General features: G+C 65.3%; 16 protein-coding genes. 6 read left to right on the top strand and 10 right to left on the bottom strand.

Annotated features, from left to right (window positions below; genetic code table 11):
- The first annotated feature begins 2 nt into the window (after positions 1 to 2).
- The 4 genes from MNAB215_RS20015 to MNAB215_RS20030 are packed head-to-tail and all read left to right on the top strand — an operon-like array spanning position 3 to position 3,810.
- The gene (locus MNAB215_RS20015) at positions 3 to 1,040 is read left to right on the top strand and encodes a sulfate ABC transporter substrate-binding protein (RefSeq protein WP_077080352.1); all 1,038 of its coding nucleotides are present in this window, start codon (positions 3 to 5) and stop codon (positions 1,038 to 1,040) included.
- Positions 1,037 to 1,933, top strand: coding sequence for a sulfate ABC transporter permease subunit CysT (gene cysT / locus MNAB215_RS20020; RefSeq protein ID WP_077080353.1), 897 nt, complete (start codon positions 1,037 to 1,039; stop codon positions 1,931 to 1,933). Before MNAB215_RS20015 ends, cysT begins: the two co-directional genes overlap by 4 nt.
- The gene (gene cysW / locus MNAB215_RS20025) at positions 1,930 to 2,748 is read left to right on the top strand and encodes a sulfate ABC transporter permease subunit CysW (RefSeq protein WP_077080354.1); all 819 of its coding nucleotides are present in this window, start codon (positions 1,930 to 1,932) and stop codon (positions 2,746 to 2,748) included. The genes cysT and cysW overlap by 4 nt, the downstream gene beginning before the upstream one ends.
- Before the next feature lie 15 nt (positions 2,749 to 2,763).
- Positions 2,764 to 3,810, top strand: a complete 1,047-nt coding sequence (locus tag MNAB215_RS20030) for a sulfate/molybdate ABC transporter ATP-binding protein (protein ID WP_077080355.1) — start codon at positions 2,764 to 2,766, stop codon at positions 3,808 to 3,810.
- 12 nt (positions 3,811 to 3,822) lie between these two features.
- Here MNAB215_RS20030 and MNAB215_RS20035 read toward each other — a convergent pair whose 3' ends face one another.
- The 4 genes from MNAB215_RS20035 to MNAB215_RS30815 all read right to left on the bottom strand — a co-directional run bounded on the left by MNAB215_RS20035 (position 3,823) and on the right by MNAB215_RS30815 (position 7,146).
- The gene (locus tag MNAB215_RS20035; protein ID WP_077080356.1) at positions 3,823 to 4,554 is read right to left on the bottom strand and encodes a sirohydrochlorin chelatase; all 732 of its coding nucleotides are present in this window, start codon (positions 4,552 to 4,554) and stop codon (positions 3,823 to 3,825) included.
- Entirely contained in the window at positions 4,533 to 5,273 is a 741-nt protein-coding gene (locus MNAB215_RS20040; RefSeq protein ID WP_077080357.1) for a phosphoadenylyl-sulfate reductase, read from the bottom strand. Before MNAB215_RS20040 ends, MNAB215_RS20035 begins: the two co-directional genes overlap by 22 nt.
- Positions 5,270 to 6,937: a nitrite/sulfite reductase gene (locus MNAB215_RS20045; protein WP_077080358.1), complete on the bottom strand. Its 1,668-nt coding sequence runs from the start codon at positions 6,935 to 6,937 to the stop codon at positions 5,270 to 5,272. Before MNAB215_RS20045 ends, MNAB215_RS20040 begins: the two co-directional genes overlap by 4 nt.
- 116 nt (positions 6,938 to 7,053) lie before the next feature.
- Entirely contained in the window at positions 7,054 to 7,146 is a 93-nt protein-coding gene (locus MNAB215_RS30815; RefSeq protein ID WP_425436485.1) for an Ms4527A family Cys-rich leader peptide, read from the bottom strand.
- Positions 7,147 to 7,297: 151 nt separating this feature from the next.
- Here MNAB215_RS30815 and hemW point away from each other — a divergent pair, with 151 nt between their 5' ends.
- Positions 7,298 to 8,479, top strand: coding sequence for a radical SAM family heme chaperone HemW (gene hemW, locus MNAB215_RS20050; protein WP_077080359.1), 1,182 nt, complete (start codon positions 7,298 to 7,300; stop codon positions 8,477 to 8,479).
- Positions 8,480 to 8,491: 12 nt separating this feature from the next.
- On the opposite strand, the gene MNAB215_RS20055 is transcribed toward hemW, so the two are convergent.
- Positions 8,492 to 9,730, bottom strand: coding sequence for a sodium-dependent bicarbonate transport family permease (locus tag MNAB215_RS20055; protein WP_077080360.1), 1,239 nt, complete (start codon positions 9,728 to 9,730; stop codon positions 8,492 to 8,494).
- A 285-nt stretch (positions 9,731 to 10,015) separates the two neighbouring features.
- Positions 10,016 to 10,219 (bottom strand): hypothetical protein, encoded by a 204-nt coding sequence (locus tag MNAB215_RS20060; RefSeq protein ID WP_077080361.1) that lies wholly within the window; start codon positions 10,217 to 10,219, stop codon positions 10,016 to 10,018.
- Between the two features lie 566 nt (positions 10,220 to 10,785).
- On the opposite strand from MNAB215_RS20060, the gene MNAB215_RS20070 reads away from it, so the two are divergent.
- On the top strand, positions 10,786 to 12,135 hold the full coding sequence (locus tag MNAB215_RS20070) for a salicylate synthase (RefSeq protein ID WP_077080363.1): 1,350 nt from the start codon (positions 10,786 to 10,788) through the stop codon (positions 12,133 to 12,135).
- A 3-nt stretch (positions 12,136 to 12,138) separates the two neighbouring features.
- Here the strand turns inward: MNAB215_RS20070 and MNAB215_RS20075 are convergent, their stop codons facing one another.
- The 4 genes from MNAB215_RS20075 to MNAB215_RS20090 are packed head-to-tail and all read right to left on the bottom strand — an operon-like array spanning position 12,139 to position 16,410.
- Positions 12,139 to 13,083, bottom strand: a complete 945-nt coding sequence (locus MNAB215_RS20075; RefSeq protein WP_077080364.1) for a MerR family transcriptional regulator — start codon at positions 13,081 to 13,083, stop codon at positions 12,139 to 12,141.
- 14 nt (positions 13,084 to 13,097) lie between these two features.
- Complete coding sequence (locus MNAB215_RS20080) at positions 13,098 to 14,600, bottom strand: flavin-containing monooxygenase (protein ID WP_077080365.1); 1,503 nt, start codon at positions 14,598 to 14,600, stop codon at positions 13,098 to 13,100.
- On the bottom strand, positions 14,597 to 15,517 hold the full coding sequence (locus MNAB215_RS20085) for a reductase (RefSeq protein WP_077080366.1): 921 nt from the start codon (positions 15,515 to 15,517) through the stop codon (positions 14,597 to 14,599). The genes MNAB215_RS20080 and MNAB215_RS20085 overlap by 4 nt, the downstream gene beginning before the upstream one ends.
- 26 nt (positions 15,518 to 15,543) lie before the next feature.
- The gene (locus MNAB215_RS20090) at positions 15,544 to 16,410 is read right to left on the bottom strand and encodes an SDR family NAD(P)-dependent oxidoreductase (protein WP_077082178.1); all 867 of its coding nucleotides are present in this window, start codon (positions 16,408 to 16,410) and stop codon (positions 15,544 to 15,546) included.
- Between the last annotated feature and the right edge of the window lie 219 nt (positions 16,411 to 16,629).

A 16,629-nucleotide genomic window follows, 5' to 3' on the forward strand; every position in this document is an offset into this window, starting at 1 on the left:
GAATGCATCACGACATCGGCAGCGCCCTGCGCTGGCGTCCTGTCGTCGCGCTCACGCTGACCGCCGCCGTCGTCGCCGCGTGCGCGGGCGGCCCCAGTGACGTCGTTGGTGGCGGCGGGCCGTCCAATGCGCACACCACCATCACCCTGGTCGCCTACTCCGCGCCAGAACCCGGATGGAGCAAGGTGATTCCCGCCTTCGTCGCCTCCGACGAGGGCAAGGGCCTGCAGGTGATCACCTCGTACGGAGCTTCCGGTGACCAGTCTCGCGGTGTCCAAGACGGCAAACCGGCCGATGTGGTGAACTTCTCGGTCGAACCCGACATCACGCGATTGGTCAAGGCGGGCAAGGTTTCCAAGGACTGGAACACCGACGCCACCAAGGGGATTCCGTTCGGCTCGGTCGTGACATTGGTGGTGCGCAAGGGGAATCCGAAGAACATTAAGGATTGGGATGACCTGCTGCGGCCCGATGTCGAGGTCATCACCCCCAGCCCGCTGAGTTCGGGTTCGGCGAAGTGGAATCTGCTGGCGCCGTACGCGGTCAAAAGCGACGGCGGCAGCAATAGCCAAGCGGGGATTGACTTTGTTGGCAAGCTGGTGCGCGAACACGTCAAGCTGCGTCCCGGATCGGGGCGGGAAGCCACCGATGTTTTCGTCCAGGGCAGCGGTGACGTGTTGATCAGCTACGAGAACGAAGCCATCGCCACCGAACGGTTGGGCAAACCGGTCGAACACGTCACCCCGCCACAGACCTTCAAAATCGAAAACCCGGTGGCCGTAGTGACAACCAGCCCCAACCTGGGCGCCGCGACCGCCTTCAAGAACTTCCAATACACCGCCCCTGCGCAGAAACTGTGGGCGCAGGCCGGTTTTCGGCCGGTGGACCCGGCGGTCGCCGCCGATTTCCGGAACCAATTCCCGGTGCCGACGAAACTGTGGACGATCGCCGACCTGGGCGGCTGGGCCACGGTGGACCCGCAGCTGTTCGACAAGAACAACGGCAGCATCACCAAGATCTACACAAAGGCCACCGGATGACGGGATCTTTTCTGGGCGAAAGTACGAACCCCGAAGCGATCCGGCCCGAACTGAACGAGCCGGCGAATGAGGGTGCACCGCGGCCGTCGAGGACCCTCATCCGGCCGGGCGGTACGTCGTTGCGGGTCGGTGTGGCGACGGTCTGGCTCTCGGTGATCGTGCTGCTGCCCTTGGCGGCAATTGCCTGGCAGGCCGCGGGCGGTGGCTGGCACACCTTCTGGCTTGCGGTCACCTCGCACGCCGCGGTGGACTCGTTCCGGGTCACCCTGACGATCAGCGCCGGAGTCACGGTGATCAACATCGTGTTCGGGCTGCTGATCGCCTGGATTCTGGTGCGCGACGACTTCATTGGCAAAAGGCTGGTCGACGCGGTCATCGACCTGCCCTTCGCGCTGCCCACAATTGTCGCGAGCCTGGTAATGCTCGCCCTGTACGGCAACAACAGCCCGGTGGGCTTGCACCTGCAGCACACCGCCTGGGGTGTGGCAGTGGCGTTGGCGTTCGTCACGCTGCCGTTCGTGGTGCGCGCCGTACAGCCGGTGCTATTGGAAATCGACCGGGAGACCGAGGCGGCGGCCGCGTCCCTGGGTGCCAACGGCCCAAAGATTTTCACTTCGGTCATCCTGCCGTCGCTGCTGCCGTCCCTGTTGTCCGGTGCGGGCCTGGCATTCTCGCGGGCCATCGGTGAATTCGGCTCGGTGGTGCTGATCGGTGGGGCGGTGCCCGGCAAGACCGAGGTGTCGTCGCAATGGATCCGGACCCTGATCGAGAACGATGACCGCACTGGGGCCGCGGCGATATCGATTGTGCTGTTGCTCATTTCGTTCGCCCTGCTGTTCGTCCTGCGCATCGTGGGTGCCCGCGCCGCCCGGCGAGAGGAGCGCGCCTCGTGACGTCGTCGCCCTGGGTCCGCTACCTCACCCGGTTTATCGGTCTGGGCTACATCTTTGTGCTGCTACTCGTTCCGGTAGGCGTGATCCTGTGGCGGACCTTCGAACCGGGTTTCGGCCAGTTCTACGACTGGATCAGCACCCCGGCCGCGATCTCCGCGCTGAACCTCTCGCTCCTGGTGGTCGCCATCGTGGTACCGCTGAACGTCATTTTCGGTATCCCCACCGCATTAGTGCTGGCGCGCACCAAGTTTCGCGGCAAGGGCGTGTTGCAGGCCATCGTCGACCTGCCGTTCGCCGTCTCTCCGGTGATCGTGGGTGTCGCACTGGTCCTGCTGTGGGGATCTGCCGGTGCATTGGGGTTTGTCGAGAGGGATCTCGGGGTGAAGGTCATTTTCGGCCTGCCCGGGATTGTGATCGCCAGTATCTTCGTGACGTTGCCGTTCGTCGTGCGTGAGGTCGAACCGGTGCTGCACGAGTTGGGGACCGACCAGGAGCAGGCGGCGGCGACCCTGGGTTCCGGTTGGTGGCAGACGTTTTGGCGTATCACGTTGCCTTCGATCCGGTGGGGGCTCACCTACGGCATCGTGCTGACGGTCGCGCGCACCCTGGGTGAATACGGGGCAGTGATCATCGTGTCGTCCAACCTCCCCGGGAAGTCGCAGACACTGACGCTGCTGGTCTCGGACCGCTACAACCGCGGGGCCGAATACGGCGCCTACGCGCTATCGACGTTGCTGATGGGGGTTGCCGTGGCTGTTCTGATCGTCCAAGTGATTCTCGATGTTCGCCGTGCGCGAGCGAACAAGGCTGCGTAACAAGGAGACACGAATATGACCGCCACCGAGACCGACCACGCCATCGTCGTGCGTAACGCCAACAAGCGTTACGGCGACTTCGTCGCGTTAGACCATGTGGATTTCGTCGTGCCCACCGGTTCGCTGACGGCGTTGCTGGGCCCCAGTGGTTCGGGAAAGTCGACGCTGTTGCGCACCATCGCGGGCCTCGACCATCCGGACAGCGGGACCGTCACGATCGGCGGTCACGACGTGACGGGGGTCCCGCCACAGCGGCGCGGCATCGGATTCGTGTTTCAGCACTACGCGGCGTTCAAGCACCTGACCGTCCGCGACAACGTCGCCTATGGGCTCAAGATCCGCAAGCGGCCCAAGGCCGAGATCAAGGAGAAGGTCGACAACCTGTTGGAAGTGGTGGGGCTCAGCGGTTTTCAAACCCGCTATCCCAATCAGCTCTCCGGCGGTCAACGGCAGCGGATGGCGCTGGCCCGCGCGCTGGCGGTCGACCCGCAGGTGCTGTTGCTCGACGAGCCGTTCGGCGCGCTGGACGCCAAGGTGCGCGAGGATCTGCGGGCCTGGTTGCGCCGCCTGCACGACGAGGTGCATGTCACCACGGTGTTGGTAACGCACGACCAGTCCGAGGCGCTGGATGTGGCCGACCGCATCGCGGTGCTCAACAAGGGCCGCATCGAACAGGTGGGGTCCCCGACCGATGTATACGACTCCCCGGCCAACCCGTTCGTGATGTCGTTCCTGGGTGCGGTCTCGACGCTGAACGGCGCCCTGGTGCGCCCGCACGACATCCGGGTCGGCCGCAACCCGGACATGGCGGTCGCCGGCGGGGACGGCACCGCCGAATCCGTCGGGGTGGTGCGTGCCGTCGTAGACCGGGTGGTGGCACTTGGTTTCGAGGTGCGGGTGGAGCTGACCAACGCGGCCACCGGAGGCCCGTTCATCGCGCAGATCACCAGGGGTGACGCCGAGGCGCTGGCGTTGCGGGACGGCGACACCGTGTACGTGCGGGCCACCCGGGTGCCGCCGATCGCCCTTGACGGGGCCGTCTCGGCCACCTTGTCGGCCTGACTTCGGCGTGACTTAGGCCGCCGCGCGCCCCGCCGCGGTCTCGTCGAAGCGATCGAGCACCGTCGCGGCCACCAAATCGTGCGCGCCGAGCGGCAGCGCCATCGGGATGCCGGCGCCTCGGGCAAAGGCGTGCACCCGGTCGGGCAGTAAGCCCGGTGCCAGAAACCACGGCGCAATGACAATCCGCCGCGCGCCCTGGCGGCGCAACCTGCCCAGCGCCTCGGTCAGCGATCGTTGCTGATGGGTGGCGAACGCGGTCGTTGCCCCCGCCCACGAGGTGCCGGCCAACAGCTTCGGTGCGACTCTGCGCGTGCGCGCGTTCGCCGCAAGGTCGGAGGTGCCGATCGCCACCACCAATACACCAAGCCGGTCATCGAGACGCGAGATGCCCAGCTCCGTCACGCGCCGGCGTAGCACCGATACCAACCGGTCGTCCTCACCGAGCACAGGCGCTTGCGATACCTGTTCGGCGGTAACGCAATTGGCGATCTGGCGAGGAATGTCGACCCGGGCGTGATACGCGTCCGCCAACAGCAGCGGGGTAACGACCGCCGGACCGTCAACCGACGCCAGCGCATCGGCGAGGCTCGGCGAACTGCGCTCGAGGAACGCCAGCCGGACATCCAGGCCGGGCCGCAGCGACGCCACCCGGTCCGCGACGGCCCGGGCATTGGCTACCGACCGGGGGTCCTTGCTCCCGTGCGCGGTCAGCACGAGGGCGGTCACGACGCGTGCAACCCGCATTCGGTCTTGGCCAGGCCCTGCCAGCGCCCGCTGCGCGAGTCGGCGCCCTCGATGGGCTTGGCCGTGCAGGGCGCACACCCGATCGACGGATAGCCTTCGTAGACAAGCGGATTCACCAGGACGTCGTGCTCGTCGATGTAGTTCTGCATGTCGTCGTCGGTCCACGCCGCCAGCGGGTTGACCTTGACGAGCTTGAACGCCTCGTCAAAGCTGACCAGCGGCGCGTTGGCACGGGTCGGCGCCTCCACCCGGCGTATTCCGGTCACCCAGGCGGAATAGCCACTCAGTGTTTTGCCCAACGGGACGACCTTGCGCAATCGGCAGCACTCGCCGGGGTCACGCGCGAACAAGTCCTTGCCCAGCAGTTTGTCTTGTTCGGCGACGCTGTGCTCGGCGGTGAGGTTGAGCACCCGGATGTCGTAGACCGATTCGACCGCGTCACGGGTACCGATCGTCTCGACGAAGTGATAACCGGTGTCCAGAAACAACACCGGAACGCCCGGCCGCACCTTGGCGGCCAGATCCACCAGCACCGCGTCTTGCATGTTGGAAGCCACCACGTAGTTGCAGGTCGCCCCACCGCGCGGCCCGTTGACGCCGCCGAAGTTCTCCTCTGTCCAGCGCAGCAGGTCCGCGGCGCCGGCGCCCTCGAGTTCGGCGGCGCCGCGGGCGGCCAACTCGCGGAGTTCGTCTTCGCTCGGCTTGGTCGCCTCACTCATCGAAGGTCTCCTTCCTCGGCGCGAACCGCCCACTGCGCGAATCGCTCCCCGGCGGTGCGGTGTTTGACGAAATTGCGCACCACCCGGTCGATGTAATCGCCCAGCTCGTCGCTGGTCACCTTGTGCTGGCGCAGTTTTCGGCCGAAGCCGCTGTCCAGGCCGAGGCTACCGCCCAGGTGCACCTGGAAGCCCTCGACCGAGTTGCCCTCACCGTCGTCGACCATCTGGCCCTTGAAACCGATATCGGCGATCTGAATTCGCGCACATGAGTTGGGGCAGCCGTTGATGTTGACGGTGATCGGCACGTCCAGGCGCGAGTTGATGTCGTCGAGACGGCGCTCCAGCTCCGGCACCAACGACTGTGCCCGCACCCGGGTTTCGGCGAAGGACAGCTTGCAGAACTCAATGCCGGTGCACGCCATCAGGTTTCGACGCCAATGCGAAGGCCGCGACTGCAACCCCAGCGCCTCGAGGCCGGCGATGAGGTCGTCGAGCTTGTCGTCGGCGATGTCGAGGATGACCAGCTTCTGGTAGGGGGTGAACCGGATGCGGTCGGACCCGGACTGCTCGGCCAAGTCGGCCACCGCCGCCAGGACGGTGCCGGACACCCGCCCCGCGATCGGAGCGACCCCGACGGCGTTGAGCCCGTTCTTGAGTCGTTGCACCCCGACGTGGTCGATCGGATGCGTGACCGGCTCGGGCGCCGGGCCGTCGATGAGCGGACGCTTGAGGTATTCGGTTTCCAGGACTTCCCGGAATTTCTCGACACCCCAGTCCTTGATCAGGAACTTCAGCCGCGCCTTGGCCCGCAGCCGGCGGTAGCCGTAGTCGCGGAATATCGACACCACGGCCGCCCAGACCTCGGGCACCTCGTCGAGCGGAACCCACGCGCCGACCCGCTGGCCCAGCATCGGGTTGGTGGACAGGCCGCCGCCCACCCACAGGTCCAGGCCGGGCCCGTGTTCGGGATGGTTGACGCCGATGAAGGAGACGTCGTTGACCTCGTGCACCACGTCCTGCAGACCCGAGATGGCGGTCTTGAACTTGCGCGGCAGGTCGGCGAACTCGGGCTTGCCGATGTAGCGGCGCACGATCTCGTCGATCGCCCAGGTCGGGTCGAGCACCTCGTCCAGCGATTCACCGGCCAGCGGCGAGCCCAGGATGACGCGGGGGCAGTCGCCGCACGCCTCGGCGGTCTGCAGCCCGACCGCGTCCAGGCGACGCCAGATCTCGGGGACGTTCTCCACCTCGATCCAGTGGTATTGCACGTTCTCGCGATCGGAGATGTCCGCGGTGTCGCGGGCGAACTCGATCGATATCTCGCCCAGCGTGCGCAGGGCGGCGGCCGACAGCGCGCCGCCGTCGCAGCGCACCCGCAGCATGAAGTATTTGGCCTCGAGCTTGTCCATGTTCTCGTCGCCGGTCCAGCTGCCGTCGTAACCCTGTTCGCGCTGGGTGTACAGGCCCCACCAGCGCATGCGGCCGCGCAGGTCGTTTTTCTCGATGCTGTCGAAGCCCTCTTTTGCGTAGACGTTTTCGATACGTTCCCGCACCTCGAGCGGCGGGCCGGCCTGCTTGAACTCCTCGTTGGGGTTCAGCGGCTCACGATCTCCCAGCGCCCACTGGCCCTCACTACGGGTCTTCGCGGGACGGGCTGTGGTCATTGAAAGGATCTCCTTCGCAAAACTCGTTGCAGGCGTGGAGGCGCAGCTCACCGGTGTTCTTCGGTGGGGGCAGATCCGGCGCCATCCTGGACGTGTAGGTGGGCGGGTCTACGACATCAAGACAGACAGCTACAGCTGCAGACACGCTTGAGATCGATATGCCGCCGCGCCACCAAGGCGATGCTCACGTGGGGGCTGGCGACGGTCACGGCCCCATTGTGCCATGGATCGTAAGCGGCGATGCAACCAGGTCAAACTTCTTCTCACGATGATCTAAATTACGCCATAAAGCTGGGTTATTAGACACACAAACCCCAGAATCGGCTGAGAGGACGGCGGCCAACCGTGCGATGATTTGGCATGGCCGTTCGCGAGGCGCCGGTGGACCTACCCGGCCTACAGCCGAGTCGCGGGCAACCGTTCGGCATCTACGTGCATGTCCCGTTCTGCATCACTCGGTGCGGGTACTGCGATTTCAACACCTACACCCCGGCTGAGCTGGGCGGTGTCAATCCGGACGGGTGGCTGCAGGCACTACACACGGAGCTGCAGCTGGCCGCCGCACGGCTGGACGCACCGACGGTGAACACCGTGTTCGTCGGGGGAGGGACGCCGTCGCTGCTCGGTGGTGAGCGCCTGGCGACATTGCTGAACATGCTGCGCGAACACTTCGTGCTGGCGCCCGACGCCGAGATCACCACCGAAGCCAACCCCGAGTCGACCTGGCCGGAATTCTTCGACGCGATCCGTGCCGCCGGGTACACGCGGGTGTCCCTCGGCATGCAGTCGGTGGCGCCCCGGGTGCTGGCCACCCTGGACCGGGTCCACTCACCGGGCCGATCGGCGGCCGCCGCCCGCGAGGCGATGGCCGCGGGCTTCGAACACGTCAGCCTCGACCTGATCTATGGCACCCCAGGCGAATCCGACGACGACGTCGCGCGCTCCGTCGACGCGGCGCTGGACAGTGGTGTCGATCATGTGTCGGCCTATGCCCTCGTCGTCGAGGACGGCACCGCGCTGGCCCGCCGGGTTCGCCAAGGTGAGCTCAGCGCTCCCGATGACGATGTGCTGGCGCATCGTTACGAATTGCTCGACGCTCAGCTGTCCGGGGCCGGGATGACGTGGTACGAGGTGTCCAACTGGTCGCGGCCGGGCGGTGAATGCCGGCACAACCTCGGCTATTGGGATGGCGGCCAGTGGTGGGGGGCTGGTCCGGGGGCGCACGGCTACGTCGGCACCACGCGATGGTGGAATGTCAAGCACCCCAACACCTATGCGGAGATGTTGGCCCCTGGAACTCAAGCCACGCTGCCGGTGGCAGGTTTCGAGCAGCTGGATGCCGACACCCTGCACACCGAAGACGTACTGCTGAAAATCCGCCTGCGCCAAGGGCTTCCGCTGACCAGCCTGGGCGAAGCCGAGCGCGAACGCGCCGAAACCGTGGTCGCCGAGGGCTTGTTGGAGCCCGCCGGCGACAGGCTGGTCCTCACCGCGCGCGGACGGCTGCTGGCCGACGCGGTGGTGCGAACGCTGCTGGGATGACGGCCTGGGGTGTCAGACGCCGAACCACCGCTCGAAAACCCGCGCAATCTCGATGTAGAGCGGGATTCCGATGGTGACGTTGTAGGAGAACGTCAGACCCAACGATGCCGCCAGCGGTAGCGTCGGGCTCGCCTCGGGGATGGCCAGGCGCTGGACCGCGGGAACGGCGATGTAGGACGCCGCGCCGCAGAGAACCGCGAACAGCACGTAGGTCCCCGACTTGAAATCGGTGTGGGTCAGCGAGGCGTAGACGCAGGAGACGAAGATGCCAAGCGTCGCAAAGATATTCGGGGCGATCAGCGCGAAGGCGATGAAGCCGGGGCCCGCTGTTCTCAGGTCGCGCAGCTTGCGCGATGCCGTCATGCCCATCTCCAGCAGGAACAGACACAGCACACCCTGGAATGCCATAACGAAGAACTTGTCGTCGTCGGCAACCACCTTCTGCCCCTGCAGACCACTGATCAGGCCGATGATGATGCCGCCGATCAGCAGCACCAGCCCAGGGTTGAGGAACACTTCCTGGAACAGCTCGCGGGAGAAGAGCGAGGGCTTCTTGCCGGCCTTGGCGATCGGCGGGCTGACGTCGAGTTCCTCAGTGCGCTCGCCCTTTTCCAGCGAAAGCTCGATTTCGTCTTCGACCGCCAGCGAGCGCTCGCCATCCAGGCTCCCGCCCTGCGGGGGTCGCGCGGCGGTGCCGGGGCCGACCCCGACCTTGACCGGCGTGTACCCGGGCTCGTCTTCCATGTTGCCGGCCGCGTCCATGCCCCGGTGCCGCAGGCGGGCGACCAGGTACAGCGCCACCAGGCAGCCGGGAATCTCCATGACGGCCAGCATGACGGGCATGTACGCGTTGAAGGCGATGCCGACGGCGGTCAGGACGGCCACACAGGTGGCGAACGTGCCCGCCGAGTCCGACCCGTAGTAGCCGGCGACGGTGGCCTTGTCTATTCGTCGCAGCTTGGTCATCCAGCCCAACAGGAAGTAGGCGAAACCGCCGATCAGGAAGTTCAGCGCGAATCCCACCGCCATGAATCCGACGATGACCCCGATGCTGGATTGGCTGATCTTGGCCAGCTCTTCACCGCCGTGCCAGCCGATAGCCAGCAACAGGTACATGGTCAGGCCCTGATAAATCACATAGGGAAACTCGAACCGCACCTTCAGGATTGGAATCAGGAACCCGAAGTAGAAGAACAACAGCAGCGGTTTGAACAGGTTGTGCGTGAAGTTGTGCCAGAACTCCTGAAGCATTGGGGCCTCTCTCGGGTTCGCGATGTCGTTCCGGGGAGGCACCGTCCGCAAAGCGGGCAACCACGAACCATCCCGACGACCGAGGAAAACTTAGCCCCGGCGCTGTCGATCCGCCACTCAGTAAAAACGTAAAAACCCCAGGGCAGCACTGCTTCACAGGAACTTATGATCAACGCAAAAAGCCAGCTCAGGACGCCGTCTTCGGGCCCGTTTCAGGGCTTATGGGCGAATTTCGTTGGGAGTTTGCTGTGCATCTACTGTCAGATTATTGGACTTCCACGATTGCTAGGAAATTAGCGAGGGCCTGACGCCGGCACCGCGTTTGCGATGCGTCACCGAGAGCCAGGCCGACGGCGAATAATGCGTGGTTATTTCCTCGAAGCCGTCGACCCGGGAAACCGAAAGGATGCCGGTTTCTTGGCTAATTTCGAGTTCGTCGCCGTCGGATCCCTGAACCTCTTCGCCGTTCGCGAGTCGGATGACGAACATGGGGTTCCTCTCGGATCCGTGGGCTTTCTATTGGCGGTCCGGAGTTAGCTGAGAGGCTCACAGCGACCGCATTAAAGTTGTGTTAAGCATTTCTGCCCCGCGCGCGTCAAGCGCACCTATGCACACCCGCTGCCCCTTGGGCGCAAAGATTCCGTAAAAAAATCCCCAAGCCAGCAAACCAACGATGGTACGCAGATTCTGGTTACGGTAATCGGTCGCTCGGTCATCCGTAAGTGGGCGAACGGAAACATTCTCGGTATTTCAGGGTGGGCGACGCGACGACAGGCCGACCAGACAGTAGTGCTAGGGCTAACACCTGCGGGAACGTTACGTGGTACTGGTGTGCAGACCCTGAAGATAGCGCGGATGCGCCGGTTGGCGCTTTACGTCCGGGCGAGATTTTATCGCCCACGCCCACGCCCACGCCCACGCCCACGCCCACGCCCACGCCCACGCCCACGCCCACGCCCACGCCCACGGCCGGGCTGGGACGATTCCACGGTCGCATTGCGCTCGCCGGGAGGGGTTGGCGCGGAGTTTCATAGGTTAGGCTACATTTACTAGCTGTGACCGACGTCAGCGTTGCGACAAGTTCCCCCGGCATGGTGTCTCGACCGATTCCCGTTCCCGCCCACATCGATCCTGCCGACTTGGCGGCCGAGCTGGCCACAGTGCTGCCGGAGCGGGCGGACGATGAATATCTGCTCTACGAGCACGACGGCCAATGGGTACTGGCCAGCGGCGTGCAGGCGATGGTCGAGCTGGACAGCGACGAATTACGGGTCACCAGCGACGGCGTGACCCGGCGACAGCAATGGTCCGGACGCCCGGGACCGGTGCTGGGCGAGGCGGTCGATCGGCTGTTGCTCGAGACCGATCAGGCCTTCGGCTGGATCGCGTTCGAATTCGGCATCTACCGCTACGGGCTGCAGCAGCGGTTGGCGCCCCAGACCCCGCTGGCTCGAATCTTCGCGCCCCGCAACCGGATCGTCGTCAGTCACGAGGATGTTTCGTTCTTCGGCGAGTCGGTCGGCCACCGCGAGGCGGTACTCGAATTACTCCACAGAGGCGTGCCCGACGTGCCCGACGCGCGAGAGATCGGTGTCACCGACGACGCGTCGGGCTATCGCCACCGAGTGGCGGCGGCGGTGGCCGAGATCGCCGCGGGCCGCTACCGGAAAGTAATCCTGTCCCGCAGCGTGGAAGTGCCTTTCGCCCTTGACTTTCCTGCGACCTACCGGCTGGGGCGTCGCAACAACACCCCGGTGCGGTCGTTCTTGTTGCGGCTGGGCGGAATTCGGGCCGTCGGCTACAGCCCCGAGCTTGTCGCCGCGGTCCGCGATGGTGAGGTCGTCACCGAGCCGCTGGCTGGTACCCGCGCGTTCGGTCGTGGCGCGAAGAATGACCGGCAGGCTCGCGACGACCTGGAGTCGAATTCGAAAGAGATTGTCGAGCATGCGATTTCGGTGCGCAGTTCGCTGCAGGAGATCGGTGAGGTCGCTGAGGAAGGAACGGCGGTGGTCACCGATTTCATGACGGTGCGCGAGCGGGGGAGTGTGCAGCACCTCGGCTCCACCATCAGCGCCCGGCTGGATTCGTCGAGCGATCGGATGGATGCCCTGGAAGTGTTGTTTCCCGCGGTCACCGCGTCCGGCATTCCGAAAGACACCGGAGTCGACGCCATCCTTCGTCTCGACGAAGTTCCGCGGGGACTGTATTCCGGTGCGGTGGTGATGCTTTCGGCAGACGGCGGGTTGGATGCAGCGCTGACGCTGCGGGCGGCCTACGAATCCGACGGCAAGACGTGGCTGCGGGCCGGCGCCGGCATCATCGCGGAATCGAATCCCGAACGTGAATTCGAGGAGACGTGCGAGAAGCTGTCCACGCTGGCGCCGTATCTGGTTGAGCGCCAGTAGTTCTCAGTTGGCCTTGTGCCGGCGCGCGGAGAGTTCGTCGGGCACCGCGTCGGATGACCGCTCGAGGTAGTCGGCGAGGATACGGCTGACCAAGGACTCGATGTTCGATTCGATCGACGACGCGAGGGTTGCCGCGACGGTCGCCACCGCCTGAGTGCGGAACCGAACCAGAATGGTGAGCAGCTCGGCGATCTCGGAATCCGCGGGCAGAGGCTGGCCCGGCTTGATCCTGTCCATAACGTGTTCGGCTCCGGCGCGGACCAGCATGTCGCTGATCTTGTCGATCTCGGGGACGATCTGCTCATGCAGGTCGACGAGCTTGTCCAATTCGACGCCGTAGCCCCGGATCTCGTTGAACGCCTCGATCAGTTTGGGCCGGGTCACTGTGGCCTGATCGCCGTCGACCCGGATCACCTGCAGTCCGACCAGCCGCTCGAATGCGCGTGGATCGTCGACCAGCCGCTGGGCGTCGACGAGCGGGATGGTCTCCGGCTTCTCGGTGGTCCAGGTGCCCACGATGGCGGTCTCCAGGCCCAAGACATCGCCGAGGTTCTTGCCGTCCTCCCACGCGCTGAGCATTTCCCGCACATGTGCGATGTTGTAACCGCGGTCGAGCATCGACGTGATCAGTCGCAGCCGGGTCAGGTGTGTGTCGTTGAACAAGGCGATGCGGCCTACCCGCAGGGGCGGTGGGAGCAGCCCGCGGTCGCGGTACACCCGGATATTGCGGGTGGTGGTGCCGGCCAGCCGGGCCAGGTCGTCGATGCGGTACTCCCCGGACGCCGCGGCGTCGTGCGGGTGGCGCGTGGCCGCGTCGAAAAGCTGCGACACCGCGGTCTCGATGAAGTCGCGCGATTGGCGGCGAACCCGCTTGGGAGCCCTTCGCACGTTGTACAGGACGCTGGCGATCGTGCCGGGTTCGGGTCGGGGCGGTCGGTCGTATGCCATCTCAGTGGGTCACCTTAGGCGGTGGAAGTGACGCGCGAGCTGGCCCGGTGCGCCACCGCCTGGTAGTCCGCGTGGCGAAAGTCGCTCATCTGGCGAAGATACTGCGTCGCAAAGCCCGGGTACATCGAGCCGTTGAACCCGTCCTTGGTGAGATACCAACTGCGGCAACCCGACATCCACGTCGTCTTGGTGAGCCGGCGCTGGATGTCCGCGTTGTGGCGCAGCTGGACGTCTTCGCGCACATCGAGATAGCGCAGGTCGTCGTCGAGGATGGTGCGGATACCGCGCACCGCGTAATCGAGCTGGCCTTCGATGTAGACCAGCAGCGAGTTATGGCCCGGCCCGGAGTTGGGGCCGGTCATGAAGAACAGATTCGGGTAGCCGTGGGCGTTGATGCTCTTGTAAGCCTGTGCGCCGTCGGCCCATTCGGCGGCCAGCGACCGGCCGCCGAGGCCGGTGATACCGAACGGCGGCCCGGTCAGGTGGACGTCGTAACCGGTGGCGAAAACGATGCAATCGAGGTGATGTTCGACACCGTCGCTGGTGCGGATGCCGACCGGGCTCAGCGTCGCGATCGGCCAGCCGATCAGTTTGCAGTTGTCGCGCTGCAGCGCCGGGTAGTAGTCGCTGGAGACCAGCATCCGCTTGCAGCCGGGTGCGAAGTCGGGGGTCAGCTGCCGGCGCAACCAGGGGTCTTTGACCTGGGCGCGTAGATGGGCCTGGCCCAGTCGCGCCACCAGCGAGGTGAGCGGGGTGTCCCACACCAGCGCCGTGGCGCTGGCTTCGTGGCCCCAGAACAACGCTTGGCGGGCAAGTTGTTGGATGGCAGGAACTTTGGCGAACAAGGCCTGCACCGCCGACGGGGTCGCCATGTCCAGGCGAGGCAGCACCCAGCCGGGGGTGCGCTGGAACACCTTGACGAATCCGGCCCGCTTGACCAGTTCGGGAATGATCTGGATGGCGCTGGCGCCGGTACCGATGACGGCGACCTTTTTATCCGTGAAGTCGTAGTCGTGATCCCAGCGGGCACTGTGGATCTTGTGTCCGGAGTAGCTGTCCAGCCCGCGGATGCCGGGGAAACTGACATCCGACAGCGGGCCGGACGCCAGGACGACGGTGCGGGCCCGAAAGCGCTTGCGGTTCTTGGTCTTGGCCGTCCACACACCGGCGTCCTCGTCGAAGGTCAGGTCGCTGACCTCGTGGCTGAACCGGATGTGACGACGGATGTCGAACTTGGTCGCCATGTCCTCGAGGTGGCGGCAGATCTCCGGGGCGGGCGAGTAGGTCCGCGACCATGTCGGGTTCTTCACGAACGAGTACGAGTACAGCAGCGACGGCACGTCGCAGCTGGCACCCGGATAGGTGGTGTCCCGCCAGGTTCCGCCGACCCGGTCGGCGCGCTCCAGGATGGCGACGTCGTCAATCCCGGCGTCTGCCAGCCGAATTGCGGTACCGAGTCCGGTGAAGCCGGCTCCGATGATCAGTGTCGCGTAGGTGTGCTCGGGTGCCACGGTCACGCCGCCGGGTTGTGGGTGAGTTCTTTGGACCAGGCTGGCATCGGCCTCAGCAGCGCCTTGGGATAGAAATCCGACAGCCACACCATGGAATTGGCCAGCAACTGATAGGGGTGCCGCGGGTTGACCACCCACCCGCCATGTCGCCTCAGCAGCTTGTATGCGGGCACCCGCGGGGTGCGCTCGCCACGTTCGCCCAGTTGCTGGAACCGTTTGACCGCGTTGTACAGCCGCTCGGCGTCCATGCCCATGCCGGCCATCTCGTTGCGGATGCGGTTGAGCAGCGGCACGTACATGAGGGCCCCGAGGATCAGGCCCGGAGTTGCCAAGCGGCCGACGAATTCGATGGCCAGTCGACGGGCGGATGCGTTGCCGATCATTTCAAGGACCTCGAAATCGACGGCGATGTGCCGTGATTCGTCGTTGTTGATCTTCTCGAACACCTGATGGCAGACCGGGTCCTGGACGCTGTCGAGCAGGAATTTCAGCAGCGCACCGTCGAGGGCGACCTCGAGCATCGGAATCACGGTGCCCAGCACCGACAACGGCATGTCGTCGGAGTAGGCGTCCAGCCATTCGATCGCCAAGCGGATGTTGACGTTGGGTTTGGGCACCTCGCCCTCTTCGAGCATGCCCCAGCGCTTCATCAGGGCCAGTTCCGCGTTGGCGTGGCGCTGCTCCTCGGCATGGAAATACCGGTAGATCTCCGCGATGGTCGGGTCGGGTGCCTTCTTGGCGAGCGCCGCGAAGCCGCGGGCGCCGATGTTCTCGATCCAGCAGAGGTCGGTCATGAACGCCTTGAGCTTCGGACGGAACTCGGGCCGGATGGTTTCGGCGCCCGGTGCCTCCCAATCGATATCGGCCAGCGCCCACTGACGATCCTGGATCTTGGCGAGCATGGCTTCCATGTCGATGGCCACCAGCAGCTCCCTATCTTTCGGGGTTATCAGTGCATGTTCGCGCGGGACACCAGGCCAACTGCGCGGGTATAGGCTTGCGGGGCAAGACGTTTGACGCCCCAGCTGAACTTGGCGTCAAGTTGCGGCATGCAGTACAGCTCGCCGCGGTCGTGGGCATCCAGGCAAATCCGCGCCACCTTCTCGGGCGAGAATCCGATCCAGCGCGTCAACCTGGCGGCCAGTTCGCAGGATTCCTCGGTGATGCGGCCGGATTCGAGGATGTTGGTCGCGACGAACGTCGGGCACAGCACCGTGACCCGCACGGGGGTGCGGGACAGTTCGGCCGCCAGCGTTTCGGACAGCGAGAGCACACCGGCCTTGCTGACGTTGTAGGCCGCCATGCCCGGAGCCGCGCCGAACGCCGCCGCCGAGGCGACGTTGATGATGCCGCGTGGGGCATGCCCAGGTCCCCAAGGACCGGCCTCGCGCAGGATGGGGGTGAACACATGGCAGCCGTGGATGGCTCCCCACAGGTTGATGCCCAGGGTCCATGCCCAATCGTCCAGGGACACTTCGCCGATGGCCGCGCCGCCGGCGCCGACACCGGCATTGTTGACTACCAGCGTGGGCGCCGCCCCAAACCAGGACTGCGATTCTTGCGCCAGTGAGTTGACGTCCTCGATCTTCGACACGTCGCAGCGCACGGCCACCGCCTTTGCGCCCTGCGCGATAATCGCGTCGGCCGTGATTTGGGCTGAGGCTTCATCGATGTCGCTGCACACCACCGCGCCACCGCGACGGGCGAGTTCGACGGCGAATGCCGCGCCGATCCCGCTGCCGGCGCCGGTCACGACGGCCGACGCGCCACGGCTGGTGCGGGTCCTTCGCCACAGCCTGTCCAGGGGACCGAACATCGCCGCACCGCGGAAGCGCGGTGAACCCCGAACCGGAATCCCCTCCGTCATGAATCGCAGTCAATACTAAATGGTGACATTAGTCAATGGCAGCTTTTGTGGCCGCGCAGATCTTGGGCGACGACTCGAGGTCGGGCGATACTGGCAGTGACCACCGTGTTTGGCTACTAGGAGAGCGGGAATTTCTGTGCTATGCGCGGCCCGGCCCTGCGGCCGCAG

Origin of the sequence: Mycobacterium numidiamassiliense, assembly GCF_900157365.1 — a bacterium.
In the GTDB taxonomy this organism is placed as follows: Bacteria; Actinomycetota; Actinomycetes; order Mycobacteriales; family Mycobacteriaceae; genus Mycobacterium; species Mycobacterium numidiamassiliense.

Bases quoted from the DNA above. Each gene is read 5' to 3' on its own strand.
- MNAB215_RS20055 (WP_077080360.1), bottom strand. From the start codon at position 9,730: ATGCTTCAGGAGTTCTGGCACAACTTCACGCACAACCTGTTCAAACCG.
- MNAB215_RS20075 (WP_077080364.1), bottom strand. From the start codon at position 13,083: ATGGCATACGACCGACCGCCCCGACCCGAACCCGGCACGATCGCCAGC.
- hemW (WP_077080359.1), top strand. From the start codon at position 7,298: ATGGCCGTTCGCGAGGCGCCGGTGGACCTACCCGGCCTACAGCCGAGT.
- MNAB215_RS20090 (WP_077082178.1), bottom strand. From the start codon at position 16,410: ATGTTCGGTCCCCTGGACAGGCTGTGGCGAAGGACCCGCACCAGCCGT.
- MNAB215_RS20060 (WP_077080361.1), bottom strand. From the start codon at position 10,219: ATGTTCGTCATCCGACTCGCGAACGGCGAAGAGGTTCAGGGATCCGAC.
- cysT (WP_077080353.1), top strand. From the start codon at position 1,037: ATGACGGGATCTTTTCTGGGCGAAAGTACGAACCCCGAAGCGATCCGG.
- MNAB215_RS20045 (WP_077080358.1), bottom strand. From the start codon at position 6,937: ATGACCACAGCCCGTCCCGCGAAGACCCGTAGTGAGGGCCAGTGGGCG.
- MNAB215_RS20035 (WP_077080356.1), bottom strand. From the start codon at position 4,554: ATGCGGGTTGCACGCGTCGTGACCGCCCTCGTGCTGACCGCGCACGGG.
- MNAB215_RS20040 (WP_077080357.1), bottom strand. From the start codon at position 5,273: ATGAGTGAGGCGACCAAGCCGAGCGAAGACGAACTCCGCGAGTTGGCC.
- MNAB215_RS20030 (WP_077080355.1), top strand. From the start codon at position 2,764: ATGACCGCCACCGAGACCGACCACGCCATCGTCGTGCGTAACGCCAAC.
- MNAB215_RS20015 (WP_077080352.1), top strand. From the start codon at position 3: ATGCATCACGACATCGGCAGCGCCCTGCGCTGGCGTCCTGTCGTCGCG.